Origin of the sequence: Bradyrhizobium sp. 33ap4 (assembly GCF_032654765.1) — a bacterium.
Taxonomy (GTDB): domain Bacteria; phylum Pseudomonadota; class Alphaproteobacteria; order Rhizobiales; family Xanthobacteraceae; genus Bradyrhizobium; species Bradyrhizobium australafricanum.
The window spans coordinates 153,566-171,277 of record NZ_JAUMTJ010000010.1 but is presented as its reverse complement, the minus strand read 5'-3'; the positions used below and the strand labels follow the sequence as shown (position 1 = coordinate 171,277).

Sequence of the window (17,712 nt, the reverse complement as noted above, 5' to 3'; positions counted from 1 at the left end):
CAACCAACAGGCCGCTCGCGAGCGCGCTTCCAAATTGCGCCGTAGCGAGCGGGCGGCCGGCCCGTTACCCCATCTACGGACTTCTCTTCCCCTTCCCCCTGAAAGGGGGAAGGTCGGGATGGGGGTCAGCTACAGGCGACGCTGCAAGCGGAGAGAGCAGATCCCCACCCGCTTTGCTCTGCGAGCAAAGCGACCTCCCCTTTTCAAGGGGAGGTAAGAATGCATAGCCCGGATGCAGCCAACGGGTCGCGCGAACGCGCGCCCGATGACAGGCTCCGCCAAATCCGGGGATCTCGCGCCGCCGAGAGACCTACCCGGATGCGCTTCGCTTCATCCGGGCTACGAAGCCACGAAATCAGAGGCCCGCCCGCCTCAGCCGTTCCTGAACGCGTAGGCGTAGCCGTTGAGCGCCGGTGCGCCGCCGAGATGGGCGTAGAGCACCTTCGATCCGGCCGGGAAATAACCCTTCTGCACCAGATCGATCATGCCCTGCATCGACTTGCCCTCATAGACGGGGTCGGTGATCATGCCTTCGAGCCGCGCGCTGAGCCGGATCGCCTCCTTCGTCTCCTCCGACGGCACGCCGTAGGCGGGATAGGCGTAGTCCTCGATCAGCACGACATCATCCTCGACGATGTCGCGGCCGAGCTCGACGAGCTTTGCGGTGTTCTGCGCGATCGACAGCACCTGCGCCTTGGTCTGCGCGGGCGTGAACGAACCGTCGATGCCGATCACGTTGCGCGCGCGCCCATCGGCGGCGAAGCCGACCAGCATGCCGGCATGGGTCGAGCCGGTCACCGTGCAGACGATGATGTAGTCGAACTTGACGCCGAGCTGGCGCTCCTGCGCGCGCACCTCCTCGGCGAACCCGACATAGCCGAGCCCGCCAAATTTGTGCACGGAGGCGCCGGCCGGAATCGCGTAGGGCTTGCCGCCCGCGGCCTTGACCTCCTCGATCGCCTGCTCCCAGCTCTTGCGGATGCCGATGTCGAAGCCTTCGTCGACCAGCCGCACATCGGCGCCCATGACGCGCGAAAGCAGGATGTTGCCGACGCGATCATAGACCGCGTCCTCATGCGGCACCCAGCTTTCCTGCACCAGCCGGCACTTCATGCCGATCTTGGCCGCGACGGCCGCGACCATGCGGGTGTGATTCGACTGCACGCCGCCGATCGAGACCAGCGTGTCAGCATTGGAGGCGATCGCATCGGGGATGATGTATTCGAGCTTGCGCAGCTTGTTGCCGCCATAGGCGAGCCCGGAATTGCAATCCTCGCGCTTGGCATAGAGCTCGACCTTGCCGCCGAGATGCTTTGACAGCCGATCGAGCTTCTCGATGGCAGTCGGCCCGAATGTGAGTGGATAGCGCGCGAACTTCTCCAGCATGCTGGCATCCTCTTTGGTGGTCTGAAACGGCGGCCACAGCTATCACCCCTGGCGCGAAAGGTGCTCTCTAACTCAGCTCGCACAATTGCCGAAGATTGCCGGATCTGGCCCTGATGGTATATTTTCTCTCATGAAATCGACCAATAGTGAGAGATTCTTCCATGTCCGCCCGACTCGACCGCATCGACCTCAAGATGTTGAGATTGCTGCAAAAGAACGGCCGGCTCAGCAATGCCGAGCTGGCCGATCAGGTCGGCGTCAGCCCCGCCACCTGCCATCGCCGGACGCAAGCGCTGTTCGACGAGGGTTATCTCAGCGGCGTCCGCGCCATGGTGGCGCCGCGCAAGCTCGGCAAGGGCACGTTGGTGATGGTCGGCGTCGTGCTCGACCGCTCGACACCGGAAAGCTTTGCGAGCTTCGAGCAGGCGGTGGCGAAGCTCAAATGCGTGCTCGACTGCCACCTCGTCGCCGGCGATTTCGACTACTTCCTCAAGATCCGCGCCGGCGACGTCGACGACTTCAAGCGCATCCATGGCGATCAGCTGATCGCGCTGCCCGGCGTGCGGCAGACCCGCACCTTCTTCGTCATGAAGGAGGTGGTGGACAATGCGGCGCTGGAATTTTGAACCTGACGTGATCCCGACCCGGGCCGGGCGCCGCGAGCCGCCAGATCGGCCGGCCTGCCCGAGAGAAGTAATCCCTTCATCCGACTTGATGGCCGGCGCAAACCGGCGCAGTCTCTCACTAAATCCCCGCGGGGGGCGGGGGTCGCGCGCGGATGCGCGGGGGACATCATCCGCGGATGACAATCATGAACGCCACGGCGATCCGACTGGTCATTCCGTTGCTGGCACTTGCCGCCGGCGGCACGGCGGCGCTCGTCTTCGGCATCCGCCAAACCCAGCAAATCCTGGGCGGGAGCACGCCTTTGACGGCGACGGCACCATCCGCGCCAGCGGCTCCGGCGCGAGACCAAAACAAGACCGCGCTGGCAAAGGCACAAACCGAGACCGCGGCCTTGGCCGACGTGCTGGCGGGACCGGCGCCGGCACCAGGCGGCGACGCGGTGCCGGAGTTCGACGTCGTCAACATCGAGCCGACCGGCGAGACCGTTGTTGCCGGCCGGGCGCTACCGGGCACGACGGTGGAACTGCTGCGCAATGGCGAGGTGCACGATCGCGTCGTGGTGGACAAGTCCGGCCAGTTCGTCATGGTCCCGCGCCCGCTTCCGCCGGGAAACTATGACCTCACCCTGCGCATGACGCGCGACGGCAAGCAGGTGACCTCCAAGCAAAGCGTGGCGGTGGCGCTCGAGGCTGCGACGCGAGAGCGGCCGATGGTGGCGCTGATGGCACCGGACAAACCGGTCCGCGTGCTGTCGCAACCTGCGGCCACGGCGCCGGCCGCTGGGAAAGTGGCCATCGAGGCCGTCGAAACCGAACCGGACGGCAAGCTCCATGTGAGCGGTCAGGCAGCTCCCGGCGCGACCGTCAGGCTCTATCTCAACGGCAGCTTGATCACGTCCGCGACGGCCGACGAGGCGGGGCACCTCTCGGTCACGATCAACAAGGGCGTGACGGCCGGCAACTATCAGGTGCGGCTTGACGACGTCGACCCCACTTCCGGCAAGGTCCGCGCGCGTGCCGAGGTGCCATTCAACGTTCCGGACACGATGACGACCGCATCGATCCCGGCATCGCCAACCTCGTCCGGCCGTGCGGATATCGCCAAACCGCAGCTCGCCGCGGCGGCAACCGCCACCGCATCCGATGTGAAGTCCGCCTCCGCTGTGATCGTGCCGAAGATCACCACGACCACCGTCGCCCGCGGCGACAGCCTGTGGCGGATCAGCCAGCGCGCATTCGGCGCCGGACAGCGCTACGCCGTGATTTATCGGGCCAATTCGCAGCAGATCCGCAATCCCAATTTGATCTATCCCGGCCAGGTCTTCGTCGTGCCGGCAAAGTGAGACCGGCCTACCGCCAACGGTCACTTGCCGGGGGATTTCAGGAACGCCACGATCCTGGCGCGATCCTCCGCCGAGCGCACGCCGGTATACGGCTTCATGCCGTTGCCCGACACCACGGCCTCGGGATCTTCGATGAAGCGCAGCAGCGTGCTCTCATCCCAGACGATGTCGGATGATTTCATCGCCTCCGAATAAGGAAAGTTCGCAACCGATCCGGCCTTGCGGCCGACCACATTGTGCAGGTTCGGGCCAACGCGGTTGTCGCCGTCCTTGACCGTGTGGCAGGTGCGGCAGGAATTGTTGAACGCCTGCTCGCCGGACACGCCCGCATCCTGACCATGGGACGGCGATGACGCCAACGACATCAGCCCGCAAACGACGACGATGAATCCCGGCCGCATCGATCACTCCGTCGGCAATTGCGCCAGGCAAACAGGCGCGCGCAGCACCACGCCTCGGGTGCCATGCCGTCAACGCAGAGGCGGCGTGAAAGGTCCGCTCGCGGCAGGCCCCACATCTGGCGCAGATGCGTGCCCCGCGCTAGATGTGCTGCCATGCCACACCCCGCCCTCGAGGATTTCGTCGCCGGCCACCAGCGCCTGTTTGTCCTGACCGGAGCCGGCTGCAGCACCAATTCCGGCATTCCTGATTATCGCGACAGCGACGGCAACTGGAAGCGGACGCGCCCGGTCACCATCCAGGCGTTCTTGGGCGAGGCGGCGACGCGGCAGCGCTACTGGGCGCGCAGCATGGTGGGCTGGCGGCGGTTCGGCCGCGCCGCGCCGAACGGCGCGCATCGCGCGCTGGCCAAGCTCGAACAGCAGGGGCGCTGCGAGCTGCTGCTGACCCAGAACGTCGACCGCCTGCACCAGGCCGCCGGCAGCCGGCGGGTGATCGACCTGCACGGCCGATTAGACGTGGTGCGCTGCCTCGGCTGCGGCGCGACGATGCCGCGCGAACAATTCCAGCACGAGCTCGCGCAACGAAACCCCGCCTGGCTCACGCTCGATGCCGCCGACGCTCCCGACGGCGACGCCGATCTCGAGCAAGATTTTTCGTCGTTCGTGGTGCCGGCCTGCGAAGCCTGCGGCGGCGTGCTGAAACCCGATGTGGTGTTCTTCGGCGAGAACGTGCCGCGCGATACGGTCGCGTCGGCGCAGGCGCATCTCGAGCAGGCCGACGCCGTGCTGGTGGTCGGCTCCTCGCTGATGGTCTATTCCGGCTTTCGCTTCGTCCGGATGGCAGAGCAGCACGGCCTGCCGATTGCCGCCGTCAATCTAGGCCGCACCCGCGCCGACGAGTTGCTCACCCTCAAGATCGAGGATAGTTGCGAGAGCGCGCTGGCTTTTTTGCTGTAGGCCGCTGCTCTCTCCACGTCATTGCGAGGAGCGATAGCGACGAAGCAATCCATCGAGCCGCCTATGCGGAAAAATGGATTGCTTCGCGGAGCCTGTCATCCGGCGGCGCCTTGCGCCGACCGGGTGGCTCGCAATGACGACGGGATAGACTATCGCATCACGCGCGATGGCGCGGCGCCTTGGCCATCGGCATGTTGGCGTTCCAGTGCGTCCAGCTGACGCTGGCGAGGCTGCCGAGATCCGTCGCCAGCGGGCGACGGGTGCGGCGCTCGTACTCCGCGATGCAGCGGCCCGACTCGCCGATCTTGCGCTGCAATTCGTCGATCGTCATCTGCGTCGCGCGGCCGCAATTGGCCTTGCCGAGCTGATCGGCCTCGATCGCCCTCAACGCCGCCCGCAGCTTCTTGAGCTGCGCGCGCTGCCAGGCAATGTGACTATCGCTGTCTGCCGTCATGTGGCCGCCACCATCTTCGATCGTTGCACGCCATTGGGAACCTCGATGTCGACCTCGAGCATCGAGACGAACTTGCCACGGTCCATCCGGACCACGACCTTGTCGGGGTCGACGTCGATATGCTTGGAAACCACGCTCAGGATTTCCGAGCGAAGTGTCTCCAGGAGATCTGGCGCGCCGGTCCGGCCACGCTCATGCGAAAGCAGGATCTGCAACCGCTCCCGCGCGACGGGCGCCGATGCGGCGCGGCCGCCGAACAGCCGCATTACGTTCATCATGCCGCCCTCCGTCGCAGTAGCCGATCCATCAGTCCCTTGCGTTGAACCGGCACGGTCATCTCCACCGCCTCGCCCATCAGGCGGCGTACCGCGTCGGTATAGGCCCGCGCCGGCGCGCTGCTTGCTGCGTTCAGCGTGACCGGACAGCCGACATTGGAGGCGCGCAGCACGTCCTGGCTTTCCGGGACGATGCCGAGCAAGGGAGTCGCAAGGATCTCCAGGATATCGTCGATCGACAGCATCTCGCCGCGCGCCGCGCGGCCGGCATCATAGCGGGTGACCAGAAGATGCTTCTCGACGCGCTCGCCGCGCTCGGCGCGGACCGTCTTGGAATCGAGCATGCCGATGATGCGGTCGGAGTCGCGAACCGACGACACTTCCGGATTGGTGACGATAACGGCCTCGTCGGCGTAGCGCATCGCGAGCGTCGCGCCGCGCTCGATGCCGGCCGGGCTGTCGCACAGGATCCAGTCGAACTTGGTCTTGAGGTCGGCGATCACGTGCTTGACGCCCTCGTCGCTCAGCGCGTCCTTGTCGCGGGTCTGCGACGCCGGCAGCAGCCAGAGATTCTCCAGCCGCTTGTCGCGGATCAGCGCCTGCGGCAGCTTGGCGACGCCCTGCACCACGTTGATGAGGTCGAACACCACCCGACGCTCCGCGCCCATCACCAGATCGAGGTTACGCAGGCCGACGTCGAAATCGATGACGACGACGTTCTGACCCATTTGCGCGAGCGCCGCGCCGAGCGCGGCGGTTGAGGTCGTTTTGCCGACCCCGCCCTTCCCAGACGTCACGACCAATACCTTGGCCATTCTCTCTCTCCTTGTGGTCGGTCAGTTCAATGGTGTAATGCGCAGCATTTCGCCCTCGAGCCACGCCTGGGCGGGCCGGTTGCGCAAGCTGTCGGCGATTTCTTCCGCAGTCTGGTAGTAGCCGTCGATCGCGAGCAGCTCGGCCTCGATCCTCTGGCAGAAGATGCGGGCCGCCGAATTGCCGTTGATGCCGGCCATCGCCCGGCCGCGCAGCGTGCCGTAGACATGGATCGAGCCGCCGGCGACGATCTCGGCGCCGGAGCCGACCGAGCCGAGCACGGTGACGTCGCCCTCGGCAAACACGATCGACTGGCCGGAACGGACCGGGCTCTCCAGCAGCAGCGACGGCAGCTTGGTCTTGTCCTTGTTTTTTTCCTGCACCTGCGGCTTCTGCGGCTCGACATGGGTGATCGCGCAGGCCCGGCCGCCGGTCAGAAGCGGCGGCATGTTGGCGCCGAGCTTCGATTCGTCGACGCCCTCGATGCCGAGGATGCGGATGTTGCGCTCACCGAGGCTGCCGATCAGATGCGCGATCGCGGTCTGGCTGAGATCGACCGCCGAGAGGTCGAGCACGATGGGCTTGCCGGTGAAGAAGCCCGGCGACTTCGCCAGCGTCGCGTCGATCTCGGCCAGCCAGGACACGACAGGCACGACCGGCGAGAAAACGAACGCAACGTAGGAACGGCCGCGCATGCGGACCTGCTGACGTGCGACCTGTTGAGTTGCGTCCATCGCCCCTGACTCGGTTGTCTTGTCGAATGGTTAACAATCGGACCGCATGGTTAATCAAAGGTTAACGCGGTCAGGGTTTTCACCGATTTGAGCAGCGCTCGCCCCGGGGCCTCGAAACGCGCTTTGGCGTTTGAACAGGTGCGGAATTGGAGGAGATGCGGCCGCGCTTTTGAGCTGGATCAATTTTCTTCGCGCCAGACGGGGTTATCATTGCGCGAGCGTTTGCAGACGACGTCATGACCCAAACCTACTGGATTGAGATCCTGCGGTGCCCGAAATGCCGACGCACGGGCCACGCTGAGCTTTCCGAGGTCGCCCCGCTTCGCAACCGAATTGTTCGGGTTTCGGAGGAATTCGAAGTTCGCGCCGACGAGCGCGGCGACGATTTCCAGTGCCGAGCCTGCAAGCTGCCAGCCCTGCCATGACAGCGGATGCCTTAACGCGCATCTGCCGATCACGCCGAAAATCATCGTTGTAGCTATTCCGCCTTGATATTCGCCGACTTGACGATCGGCCACCATTTCTCGACCTCGGCGACTGCCTCAGGTCGATCACCCGGACGAGGGTCGACGCCGCAATCAAACTCCACCTGCGGGAGTTCGCGCCAACGGCGTGAGGCGTATCACCCGCCGGCAAGCGCGACCTGGCGGCGGCGCGATCTATTTTGGTCTAGGAGGATTGGCCCGCCGAAGGCCCGCGACGTCGTCGCGGGCCTCCCGGGGAACGGCTATGCCGATCAGTGGACCGAGCGGTCGGTGCGGGCAGCGGCCCGCGCGGTCGTCATCTTGTTGCGGGGCGTCAGAACGCTGAGCTGATGCGGCGTCGCCGATGTGGTCGCAACAGGCGCCTGCTCGCGGGCGTTGGCGGCGCCAATCACGCCGGCCTGCACCGCCGAGATCGGCAGGCCCGCAGCCTCATAGGTCGGAAGCTCCGCAGCGGACGCGGCGGTTGCGATCGCGAGAGCGGCGGCAAGGGTGGAGAGGGAAATCTTGATCACGGAAGGCTCCTCAGTGGCACGTGAGAAGCAGAGTTAGTCAGCTATTATTGCAATGCAATATCAATATTGCCGCACCGCACAAATAATTGATCGCCGGCGTCGCTGGCGAGCACCACGGGCCGTCGTGAAAATGCTGCTCGTTAGCTTCGGGTGCTAGGCATTGCCGCACGCTTCCCTGACCATCCGAGAGATCTCGGCGCGTCCGGTGGTCCGCAGCCGTTTCCCGCTGGTCGGCCGCCTGCCTCAGCTTCTGTAACGGCGTGATTTTATTCGCGGTGACGAGCGGCGCTCTCTGCTTCCCGCCGGCCGCTTGCCATTGTCTCGAAATCACGATGACCGAATCGCTGGCTCATTGCCGACAAGCCAACACGAATTCGGCTGGTCTCCTCTGTCGACCCGATGCGTCGCTCGACCTTCCGAACCGATGATGGTGCAGGTCCACGTCGGGGTACCCAACAATGATGATCCGCCCTCCTAGAATAGCGGCTTGCCGTCCGCCTCACCGTGGTGCGATGACACCACTTTGATGCGTCGAACTCGTCGCAGTCGTCGGAATGTTCGCCTCATCCGGAGACACCAATGCCGCGGTATTTTTTTCATATCCACGGCGGCCATTCAGTGCTCGATGATGTCGGCCTGGATCTTCCCGACATTTTCGCCGCACGGACGACGGCGATTGAACTGAGCGGCGAGATACTCAAGCACGACGTGACGGAGCCATTCTTGCGTCATCTTCGCTGGCATGTCGAAATCAGCGACAGCCCCGAGCCGGGCGGCCAGTCACTGTTCGTCCTTCAGTTTTCCATTGCGGCATGAATAGCAGCGAACGCAGCGCTCGCCTGCGGCGCCTCGTGGCCATCTTCAAACTTCGCGATGGAACGAAGCGTGCAAGCTTGATGTCCAGGAGGAGTACTCTGAAAGCCCCGGCGACACGCTGAGCGAAAGCTGCAATTCCCGTCCATTGCGGACGGACCAATCGCCGGCCTGCTTTGGCTCGCAGAAAGCAATCACGACTACACAATGGAGAAGAAGCTTTCTGCCGATCAGCTTTCAGATATCACCGCCTGGTGTCTCGAATTTGTATTCGCGCCTAGACCTGACCTCGGAGGTCCCGCATGACAGCAAGGCACATCTGGTACGTCTCCTTCATTGATCAACGCGATGCTCCGCCCGACAGGCACGCACGAAGGACTGCGACATTCGTATCCGAACAGGATGCGAAGCAGTTCACAAGGAAACTGGCGGAGGACCAGCGCATCGAGAGACTTTCAGCTGGAACGATCAACCCATACCGGCCCAAACGGGTCATCGGATCCAGAGACATTGGCCAGTGGCTTGGCAAAACCCTAGCCCGCCATGGTGATCCGCAGTTGAGCTTGCCCCCATCGTGCAACGACGATCCATCTCTTTAAAACGGCCGCGCCTGAAGAGTAGTTGCGAATGCGAATGATGAAACCAGGTTACTGCGCTCTTGCTGAACCACAAGGGATGACGCAAACCGTATTCCGATGCTTGGCTTGGGGTTTGATCCTAGGCCTCTTCATCGTCACCGATACACCGCTGGCATTCCGTCCGCACACGTTGATATCGGCGAACATCGATCGTTTTGCAGCTCTGTTCATTGTCGGGGTCGCCTTTTCGCTCGCCTATCCGAAGCACGTGCTGCCAATCCTGCTCGTCCTTCTCGCTATGGTCGTCGGCTTCGAACTCATCCAAAGACTGCTCCCCGACAGACATGGATACGTAAAGGACATGTTCGTCAAAGGCGCCGGCTGTTGTGCAGGCGTTTTCATCGCAACTGCCTTGAGACGCTCGTTTTCCGTAATCTCCAGGCGGACAGACAGCCCGTTGGCCTAGCGGGGATGATCATCGCGCATGAAGCTCGATGAAAAACGCCGGTCCGTCGCCGCTATTCGACGGATGGAGACCCGGTCGGCCCGGAATATGAGACGGCAAGCGTAGCAAGGACGGTCCTGTTGCTGATCTCGAGCTTGCGGAAGATGTGGTGCAGATGAACCTTGATGGTACCGTCGGCCACCTTCAGACGGCGGCCAATCTCCTTGTTCGACAAGCCCTCCGACACCAAACGCATGATCTGACGCTCGCGGTCCGTCAGCACCGCAAGATATTTCTCCGGGATCGTCGTTTGCGCATAAGGGATGGCTTCTTCGTACGAGGGCGGAGGCAATGTCTTCTGGCCGTCGGCGACTTGCCGCAACGTCTGCAAGAGCGTTTCGGGCTCCTCCTCGCTCAGAAGAACACCGCAAGCTCCCGCTGCTGCGAGCATGGCGAGATCGCGATCCTCAACCGAGGCGGCAAGAAACACGAGCCGCACACCAAGCGCCCCGGAGTTTGCGACCTCGAGCATGGCCTGCCCAGAAATGTCAGGCATCGACATGTCCAAAATGGCGATGTCGGGCGCGAGGCTCTGTATTGCCTTGAAGCAGCTCGCAATATCATTGCAGCGAGCAACAACTTTGAAATCACGCTCTGCTTCGAGCAGGCAGTTCAGACCCAATAAAACGACTGGATATCTACTGGCAATGACTACACGACTGAAATGCATTTCCGATCAACCCTCAATCCCCCTCAGTTCAGATCGGCGCCCAATGTCATTAATAAGCTACTCCAATATGAGATATTTCAGTAAGGTTTTGTTGTCGTTTGGTCCCGTGAATCTACCGCCTGGAGCGCGCCGATAACCAGATTCCACAACGCGTAATCGCAGCGACGATCCGAGGCACCCTCAGCGAGTGCCTGTCGACCGGGACCGAGAGACCACCCTCGTCAGTTTGGCGGCCCCAAATGCCTATAACCAACGGTATATAGGGATATTGGGGATTAGCATCTAACATTCTTAAATATTTTCTGAGTGGGTTAAGCGCTTTTCGTCCCAGGTTTGTTCTATCGACCGAATCTGAGGAAGCTTGTTTTTACGTCGTTCTTTTCAGCTGGGCGGGCCACCAAAAATGAATCGGGTTCAACCCTTCAACCGCTTGTATCATTGTAGCGTCCGGGAGAGTTTCCATGAGACGACGATATCCTTTTGCCATTGCACTGGTTGGTGAAAATAGTCTTCGCAAAGAAGGCCTTGCAAGAATTCTAAATTCGGAGAATTTCGTCCTAACCTCGATATACGACGCCGATGATTGGCCCAGCGATGAGGCGCTTCAGAAAGCCCCCGCGAGTCCGTCATTGTTCCTCATCGTTCATAGTGGCGATGATTTTCGCCCGACAGTCGAGCAAATCGACTCGTTCAAGCGCCGTCACGCGGATGCACGTGTCGCAGTTGTCGCGGATCACTTTCATCTGAATGATCTGGTTGCCGCATTCCGAGCCGGCGCCACCGGATATTTCATCGACGTGATGAACTGCGACGCGTTCATCAAGTCCATCGAACTCGTCATGATGGGTGGGACGGTATTCCCGCCGGCATTCTTGGAGTCCGCTCTCGAGACCGAGAAACGCGAGGTGGACGATGCTCCTGTACCCAACGATGACGATCATGCCGTCGCAACGGCAGATGACACGCTGGCTCAGCAACTTTCGCCGCGGGAAGTTTCAATTGTGCAGTGCCTGATTGAAGGCGATTCCAACAAGTGCATTGCGCGCAAGATCAAGATTGCCGAAGCCACGGTGAAGGTTCACATCAAGGCGATCCTTCGCAAGATTCGGGTTCAAAACAGAACGCAGGCAGCAATCTGGGGATTGAACCATCGATCTGCGGCTTGGTCGAGAAACAGCAGTTCGGCGCATCAGATCGTTGACGTAACCGAGCGGCTCCTCCCACCTGGCCGGGAAATTCCCAAGATTGCGAGAGCGGGCCGGCCGGCGCCACTTGGCGCGATCGACCATGCGGAGAACTACTTCGAGGTCTCCCTCACCAACGGCCATACCCGCAAGGACATGAGTTCAAAAGCCGACGGGGCGATCCGACTGCGGAAATAGCTGAGACTCGTCCGGTCTGGCGCATCGGCATCACCGCGCGGGATGATTTCCCGCGCGCGGCGAGCATTGACCACGCAGACGCGAAACGGAAGCGGAAATGATCTTGTTGACCGGCGGTGCCGGCTATATCGGATCCCACATCGCTGTCGCCCTACTCGACGCCGGGCTCGATGTCGTCGCGGTCGACAATCTTTCCAACAGCAACAGCGCCTCTCTCGAACGGATACGAGCCATCTGCGGGCGACCGGTCATTTTCCGGCATGCCGATATTCGCAATGAAGAGGCGATCTACCAGATCCTGCGCGCCCACGACGTGACTGCGGTCATTCATCTCGCCGGCCTCAAGGCGGTGGGCGAGTCCAGCGCACAACCCATCACCTATTACGACAACAACGTCGTGGGAACGATGCGGCTCGTGTCGGCCATGACGCGAGCATCCGTCAAGACGCTGGTCTTCAGTTCATCCGCAACCGTTTACGGGACACCCGCGTACCTGCCGCTGGACGAGAAGCATCCCGTCGCACCGATCAATCCGTACGGCCGCACAAAATACTTCATCGAAGAAATACTGAAGGACCTTCATGAGTCCGACAAGGATTGGCGGATTGCCATCTTGCGCTACTTCAATCCGGTTGGCGCCCACGAAAGCGGACTGATCGGAGAAGATCCCCTGGATGTGCCGAACAATCTGTTGCCGATTGTGGCACAAGTGGCGATCGGACGACGTCCGACGGTGCATGTTTGGGGAAACGACTATGATACTCCGGACGGCACCGGGATCCGCGACTTCATTCACGTTGTCGATCTTGCATCCGGACATCTGAGCGCCCTTAGCCAACTGAGACAGCCCGGCCTTCTGACGGTCAATCTCGGAACAGGAAGCGGCAGTAGCGTCATGGACGTGATCCGGACATTCAAGGAAGTGAGTGGCCGGCCCGTGCCGTATGTGATCGACCAACGCAGGGTCGGTGACGTCGCAATCTGCTATGCCGATCCAACTCTCGCGAAGAACCTGTTGGGCTGGACATCAGCGCGATCGCTGACACAGATGTGTGCCGACCATTGGCATTTCCAGATGAAGAACCCGAATGGCTATCGCGGCACGTAGTCGGCGAGAGCCATCTGCGTCTTCGAGAATTTCTGTCTTGTTCGAGGCCTGCTCAATCCCGCGCAAGCCAGACGACTGCTCTCATCGGCAAGCTCAAGTCGCGCCGCTGCCTGGTTCCGCCACCACTCACCAATGGTCGCAATCGGCAGGATGGCAGGATGACGCACCGAATATTGGCTAATCCTTAATTGCTAGCTTCACTTGCTGTACGGCAAGGCATCTTCGGGAGCGGCGGGCTATGGTCCTGCCAACCGACTTACGTTGTTCAAGGTAGGACGGAATGCTTCTGGACAACGAGACGCCTGGCGCCACCATGTGTTCCGAGAGCTTCCACGCTCGCGACCATGGGGAGTCGGAAGCCCGGCTCACAATAAGCCAGGTCATAGGTCGAACTGCCAGTCGGTTTCCGAACCAGCCGGCGATCGTCTCGAGCGCTTTCGAGCCTCTGACATACAACGGTCTTGAACGCCAGTTGAAGGCAATCCGCCGGCGGCTGCGCTTGGCCGGTTTCGATTGCAATACCCGGATCGGGGTCTTGATGCCGAACGGCCCGGAGGCGGTTCTCGCCATCGTGGCAGTCGCCTGCTGTAGCGTCGCGGTGCCCCTCGACCCACGCCTCTCACAGCCTGAAATCGAGCAGCGTCTCGACATGCTGAACTTGAGCGCCCTCGTTGTGCTGCAGGGCAGTGCCCCTGAAGCTCGCCAGGCCGCAGCCCGCAGAACGCTTGCCATCATAGAAGCCGCTCCGGTCGGACAGGGCCAGCTTGGACTCGAGATCGCCGTGCAAGTTGCCGGCTCACCTGCCATCGACGCCGAGCCGGATCCGCGCTCCCCCGCCTTCATTCTGCAGACGTCGGGCACGACCGCGCAGCCGAAGCTCATTCCGTTCAGCCATGACAATATGCTGGCGGCGGCCGAACGCCTTCAGGCCTGGTTCGGCCTCACGTCCCGGGACCGATGCCTGAGCGTGTCGCCCCCCTACTATTCCCATGGGCTCAAAGTGACGGTCTTCACGCCGTTGCTGACGGGAGGCAGCATTGCCATCCCGGCGAACAGTGCCGTCGTCGCACTCGATGAGTGGTTCGATGTCTTGCGGCCGACCTGGTACTCGGCAGGCCCGACGCTTCACACCACGGTGCTGGACAAGGCACAAAGCCTCGAGAATGCACAGCCGGCGCACACCCTGCGGTTCGCGATGTCGGGCGGCGCGCCGCTCGCGAGGGCCGTGCAGGACGGCCTGCAACACGCTCTCGGCGTGCCGGTGCTGGAGCATTACGGCTCCAGCGAGGCGGCCCAGATCGCCGCCAACCAGCTGCCGCCCGGTCCGAACAGGCCGGGCACCTGCGGAAGACCCTGGCCCGATACCGTGGCCATCGTTGGCGAGGATGGACTTCCCCTGGCAGCCGGCGAGCGCGGAGAGATTTGGATTCGTGGACCGACCGTGACGTCGGGCTATCTCGATGCGCCGGAACTCAATCAAGCCGCTTTCACGAAGGGCTGGTTTCGCACCGGCGATATCGGCAGCCTCGACGAAGACGGCTTCCTTTCGCTGCACGGCCGCCTGAGCGAGCTGATCAATCGCGGCGGTGAGAAGGTTTCTCCCGCCGAGATCGAAGCCGCGCTATTGCGACATTCGGCGATCGCCGAAGCTGCGGCCTTCGCGATCTCGCATCCGCGCCTGGGCGAGGACGTCGCAGTCGCCATCGTCCCTCAGCGCGGCGCGCAGGCGAGCGCTGCGGAGCTTCGCCTGTTCCTGCAACGCGAGCTGGCCTCGTTCAAGATTCCGAGGCGCATTCTGACGCTCGACCATCTGCCGAAGGGCGTGACGGGAAAGGTTCAGCGGCGACGTCTGCGCGAGCTGGTCGACCGGCCACGCGGGCACCAGGCGATGACGCCGGCGCCCGTCGCGAACGGGCCGTTGGATTTGGAAGCCGAGTTGCTGACCCTCTGGCGCAGGCTGCTCAAGAACGAGGCCGTGACCGTTGACGATGATTTTTTTGCCAGCGGCGGAGACTCCCTTCTCGCGATGGAGATGCTGATCGAGGTCGAGCGGCTCGTCGGCTATCCCGTGCCGGAAACCATCATGTTCGGGGCAGAAACCGTCCGGCAATTTGCCGCAAGGGTTTCCGCACCAACGGACACGTGGACGACGCCGTTCTTCCAGCCCCATGCGCCTGGCACGCGGTCTCCGCTGTACTTCTTCAACGGCGATCTTGTCAGCGGCCACGCGAGTGTGCGGCGGGTGGTAGAGCTTCTGGGGCCGGATTATCCGATCATCTCGATCAATCCCCACGGTCTTCATGGCGAGCCGATTCCGGGCTCGATCGAGGCGATGGCCGCCGACCGCCTGCCGTTCATCCTGGCAAGGCAAGCGAGCGGCCCCTTTCTTCTGGGCGGCAAGTGCAATGGCGCCATGGTGGCGTTCGAAGTGGCCCGCCAGCTGATGGCTGCCGGCCACACGGTTGATTTGGTTACGATGGTGGACCCGCCGACCGTCAGTGCCCGTCCAATGCCACGGGCGATCCTGGGGCTGCTGAAGCCGCTGGTTTCGCCTTATCTCTTGCGTTGGACCTTCGAGCAAATGGTGAGACTGGAGCGATACCTGAAGCTCCCGGCGAACGAACAGCCTGCGATCGCCAAAGTCGCAATTCCAACGGCGTTGTGGGACGCTCATTCAATCGCAATGGCGCGGTATTGTCCGGCGCCGCTCGAGATCCCGGTGGCCTTTTACGCGGCCGACCACGATGGCCGAGCGTGGCGGCGTCTCAGCCCTCAACTGGAATTGATACAGGTGCCTGGCGGACATCCGGGCTGCCTGTTGATCGGTGCGGAACTGCTCGTGGATCACCTGCGGCGGAGATTTGAAAAACTCGCCTCGGGATCGAGCGCCACGTGAGAAATCGGACGTCAGCCATGACACGCCCCGATGAGCGGGCGGAGCATCGAGGCCGTCGGACGCCGAAGGCCGGACCGCGCTGCACCCGCCTCGAACCCGGTCGATCACAGCTTCACCTCGGCACAGTTGCTGCGCTGGCACAAGCAGCTACCGTGGGTAATCAGAAAGGGTCCGCACCTCGATCGAATTCCGGATATAGTTGCCGTTATCGGCCTTCGCCGAGACAACGGTCAGAGACGCCCCACCAGGACGTGTCTGTCAGAGGGATATCCGCGCGTGACGAGCCATCCATCATCGGATCTTGCGCGAACATTGCAGCTCGATCCTTCGGTATTCCCGTCACATCGCGCATTCAGCCCTCCGGCGTTGGAACGGGAAAGCATGCCTGAGACGGTTACCGATGTCAGCCTGGATGCCCTGGAGAGCATTGCGTGGCTTGAATCCTCATGGAAGGAGCTCGAAGCGCGAGTGACTCACTCGTTCTTCCTGTCCTGGCTCTGGATCGGCACTTGGCTGCGGCATATCCCGGATGGCGCGCGACCACACGTCCTCGTGGCTCGGTCATCAGGCAAGATCGTTGGCCTGGCGATTATTTGCCGGCGGAGGGCGTGGAGTCTCGGGCCGCATGCGCGGACGCGCTGGCTGCTCAATGAAACGGGAGATACTCGCTTCGACCGATTGTTCATCGAGTACAACGGTATTCTTGCAGAGCAATCCGATGCCATCATATCGGCAGGCCTCAATGCGTTGACGTCCCGCTTGCACCGCTCGGATCAGTTGGTGCTCTCCGGAATTGATCCGGACCTTGAGGCGACTGCCAGTCGCGCCGCAGGCCGGGCCGGGCTCGTGACCGAGGTGAAAAAGGCTGATGCGGCATTGTGGGTTGATTTTGCCCCGGTCCGCCAGCGAGGGGGGGATTATCGCGCCACATTGGGCCGCAGCACACGCCAGGCCGTGAATCGCGCCATGCGGTTGTATGCCGAACGCGGCCCCGTTGAACTCCGGATCATGGAAACGACGACTGAGGCCCTCGCCGCATTCGAATTGCTGGGCGACTTTCATCGGTCGCGATGGGGACGCAGGGGAGCCTTCGCCAATCCCGGCTTCCGTCCGTTTCACGAGGAGCTGATTGCGCGCGGAGTCCCGACGGGGGCCGTTCGCATCTCACGGACGCTGGTTGGGAACGAGACAATTGGGGTCGTGTACAATTTCGTGCACGACGGCCGTGTCCTGAACTACCAGAGCGGCTTTCTCTATGAGAGCGATAGCCGGCTCAAGCCCGGGCTCGTCAGCCATGTGCTGGCTATTGAGGACAGCATTGCACGCGGGGAAAGTGGCTACGACTTCCTGGCCGGTGGCGGCGGGCACAAGTCCCATCTGGCCAACAGGGAGCAGGCCATGACGTGGATCGCTGTCGGCAGAGACAGTCCAGAGCGCCACATCGAGGCCAAGCTCCGCAGTGCCAAGCGGATGCTACGGACCATTGCCACGAATCTTCCAAAAAAGACCGCGGCTCTGTATTCCGTATTCGGGGCTGGCTCCTAGTCGATCGGTTTGGGCTCCTTGGCGAGAACCAATGTCCAGGTCAGCGATGTGGCCATGTCGGTGCTTCTCCCCCTCTGACTGCCGGCCGGGGCAGGCGCTGACGCCTGGACTGCATCCATTGACCGTTTAGCGGTCCGATTCCCCCAGGAATATTCCCCCGCTTGCGCTTTTGGCGGAAGGACGCGGCACTTTGCCACCAGGTCACTCAACTCAAGCAGTCCGATCCGGG

The 17,712-nt window shown here is 62.3% G+C and carries 18 protein-coding genes; 9 read left to right on the top strand and 9 right to left on the bottom strand.

Annotated features, from left to right (window positions below; genetic code table 11):
* Positions 1-372: 372 nt before the first annotated feature.
* On the bottom strand, positions 373-1,386 hold the full coding sequence (locus Q2M23_RS10480; protein ID WP_057021182.1) for a 1-aminocyclopropane-1-carboxylate deaminase: 1,014 nt from the start codon (positions 1,384-1,386) through the stop codon (positions 373-375).
* A 161-nt stretch (positions 1,387-1,547) separates the two neighbouring features.
* On the opposite strand from Q2M23_RS10480, the gene Q2M23_RS10475 reads away from it, so the two are divergent.
* A complete protein-coding gene (locus tag Q2M23_RS10475; protein WP_057021181.1) occupies positions 1,548-2,012 on the top strand; it encodes an Lrp/AsnC family transcriptional regulator in 465 nt (154 codons plus the stop codon).
* 185 nt (positions 2,013-2,197) lie between these two features.
* Positions 2,198-3,355: an Ig-like domain-containing protein gene (locus tag Q2M23_RS10470; protein ID WP_316395490.1), complete on the top strand. Its 1,158-nt coding sequence runs from the start codon at positions 2,198-2,200 to the stop codon at positions 3,353-3,355.
* A 20-nt stretch (positions 3,356-3,375) separates the two neighbouring features.
* Here Q2M23_RS10470 and Q2M23_RS10465 read toward each other — a convergent pair whose 3' ends face one another.
* Complete coding sequence (locus Q2M23_RS10465) at positions 3,376-3,756, bottom strand: c-type cytochrome (RefSeq protein ID WP_246786683.1); 381 nt, start codon at positions 3,754-3,756, stop codon at positions 3,376-3,378.
* A 153-nt stretch (positions 3,757-3,909) separates the two neighbouring features.
* On the opposite strand from Q2M23_RS10465, the gene Q2M23_RS10460 reads away from it, so the two are divergent.
* Positions 3,910-4,713: an NAD-dependent protein deacetylase gene (locus Q2M23_RS10460; RefSeq protein ID WP_316395489.1), complete on the top strand. Its 804-nt coding sequence runs from the start codon at positions 3,910-3,912 to the stop codon at positions 4,711-4,713.
* 157 nt (positions 4,714-4,870) lie between these two features.
* Here the strand turns inward: Q2M23_RS10460 and Q2M23_RS10455 are convergent, their stop codons facing one another.
* The 6 genes from Q2M23_RS10455 to Q2M23_RS10430 all read right to left on the bottom strand — a co-directional run bounded on the left by Q2M23_RS10455 (position 4,871) and on the right by Q2M23_RS10430 (position 7,986).
* On the bottom strand, positions 4,871-5,167 hold the full coding sequence (locus Q2M23_RS10455; protein WP_057021179.1) for a hypothetical protein: 297 nt from the start codon (positions 5,165-5,167) through the stop codon (positions 4,871-4,873).
* Complete coding sequence (minE, locus tag Q2M23_RS10450; RefSeq protein WP_026192121.1) at positions 5,164-5,442, bottom strand: cell division topological specificity factor MinE; 279 nt, start codon at positions 5,440-5,442, stop codon at positions 5,164-5,166. Before minE ends, Q2M23_RS10455 begins: the two co-directional genes overlap by 4 nt.
* Positions 5,442-6,257 (bottom strand): septum site-determining protein MinD, encoded by an 816-nt coding sequence (gene minD / locus Q2M23_RS10445; protein ID WP_316395488.1) that lies wholly within the window; start codon positions 6,255-6,257, stop codon positions 5,442-5,444. The genes minE and minD overlap by 1 nt, the downstream gene beginning before the upstream one ends.
* Positions 6,258-6,278: 21 nt before the next feature.
* Positions 6,279-6,989, bottom strand: coding sequence for a septum site-determining protein MinC (gene minC, locus Q2M23_RS10440; protein WP_316395487.1), 711 nt, complete (start codon positions 6,987-6,989; stop codon positions 6,279-6,281).
* A 179-nt stretch (positions 6,990-7,168) separates the two neighbouring features.
* Positions 7,169-7,510: a hypothetical protein gene (locus Q2M23_RS10435; RefSeq protein WP_168857653.1), complete on the bottom strand. Its 342-nt coding sequence runs from the start codon at positions 7,508-7,510 to the stop codon at positions 7,169-7,171.
* A gap of 215 nt (positions 7,511-7,725) precedes the next feature.
* Positions 7,726-7,986: a hypothetical protein gene (locus tag Q2M23_RS10430; RefSeq protein WP_076834843.1), complete on the bottom strand. Its 261-nt coding sequence runs from the start codon at positions 7,984-7,986 to the stop codon at positions 7,726-7,728.
* A gap of 579 nt (positions 7,987-8,565) precedes the next feature.
* Here Q2M23_RS10430 and Q2M23_RS10425 point away from each other — a divergent pair.
* Positions 8,566-8,802 (top strand): DUF6894 family protein, encoded by a 237-nt coding sequence (locus tag Q2M23_RS10425; RefSeq protein ID WP_028335246.1) that lies wholly within the window; start codon positions 8,566-8,568, stop codon positions 8,800-8,802.
* A gap of 624 nt (positions 8,803-9,426) precedes the next feature.
* Positions 9,427-9,843: a VanZ family protein gene (locus Q2M23_RS10420; protein WP_316395486.1), complete on the top strand. Its 417-nt coding sequence runs from the start codon at positions 9,427-9,429 to the stop codon at positions 9,841-9,843.
* A 52-nt stretch (positions 9,844-9,895) separates the two neighbouring features.
* Here Q2M23_RS10420 and Q2M23_RS10415 read toward each other — a convergent pair whose 3' ends face one another.
* The gene (locus Q2M23_RS10415) at positions 9,896-10,552 is read right to left on the bottom strand and encodes a LuxR C-terminal-related transcriptional regulator (protein WP_225162391.1); all 657 of its coding nucleotides are present in this window, start codon (positions 10,550-10,552) and stop codon (positions 9,896-9,898) included.
* 461 nt (positions 10,553-11,013) lie between these two features.
* Between Q2M23_RS10415 and Q2M23_RS10410 the strand changes: the two genes are divergently transcribed.
* The 4 genes from Q2M23_RS10410 (at position 11,014) to Q2M23_RS10395 (ending at position 17,483) form a co-directional block, all read left to right on the top strand.
* The gene (locus tag Q2M23_RS10410) at positions 11,014-11,934 is read left to right on the top strand and encodes a LuxR C-terminal-related transcriptional regulator (RefSeq protein WP_229189980.1); all 921 of its coding nucleotides are present in this window, start codon (positions 11,014-11,016) and stop codon (positions 11,932-11,934) included.
* Positions 11,935-12,031: 97 nt separating this feature from the next.
* On the top strand, positions 12,032-13,042 hold the full coding sequence (gene galE / locus Q2M23_RS10405; RefSeq protein ID WP_316395485.1) for a UDP-glucose 4-epimerase GalE: 1,011 nt from the start codon (positions 12,032-12,034) through the stop codon (positions 13,040-13,042).
* A 280-nt stretch (positions 13,043-13,322) separates the two neighbouring features.
* Positions 13,323-15,938, top strand: a complete 2,616-nt coding sequence (locus Q2M23_RS10400) for an AMP-binding protein (protein ID WP_316395484.1) — start codon at positions 13,323-13,325, stop codon at positions 15,936-15,938.
* A 276-nt stretch (positions 15,939-16,214) separates the two neighbouring features.
* Entirely contained in the window at positions 16,215-17,483 is a 1,269-nt protein-coding gene (locus tag Q2M23_RS10395; protein WP_245311911.1) for a GNAT family N-acetyltransferase, read from the top strand.
* Positions 17,484-17,712: the final 229 nt, after the last annotated feature.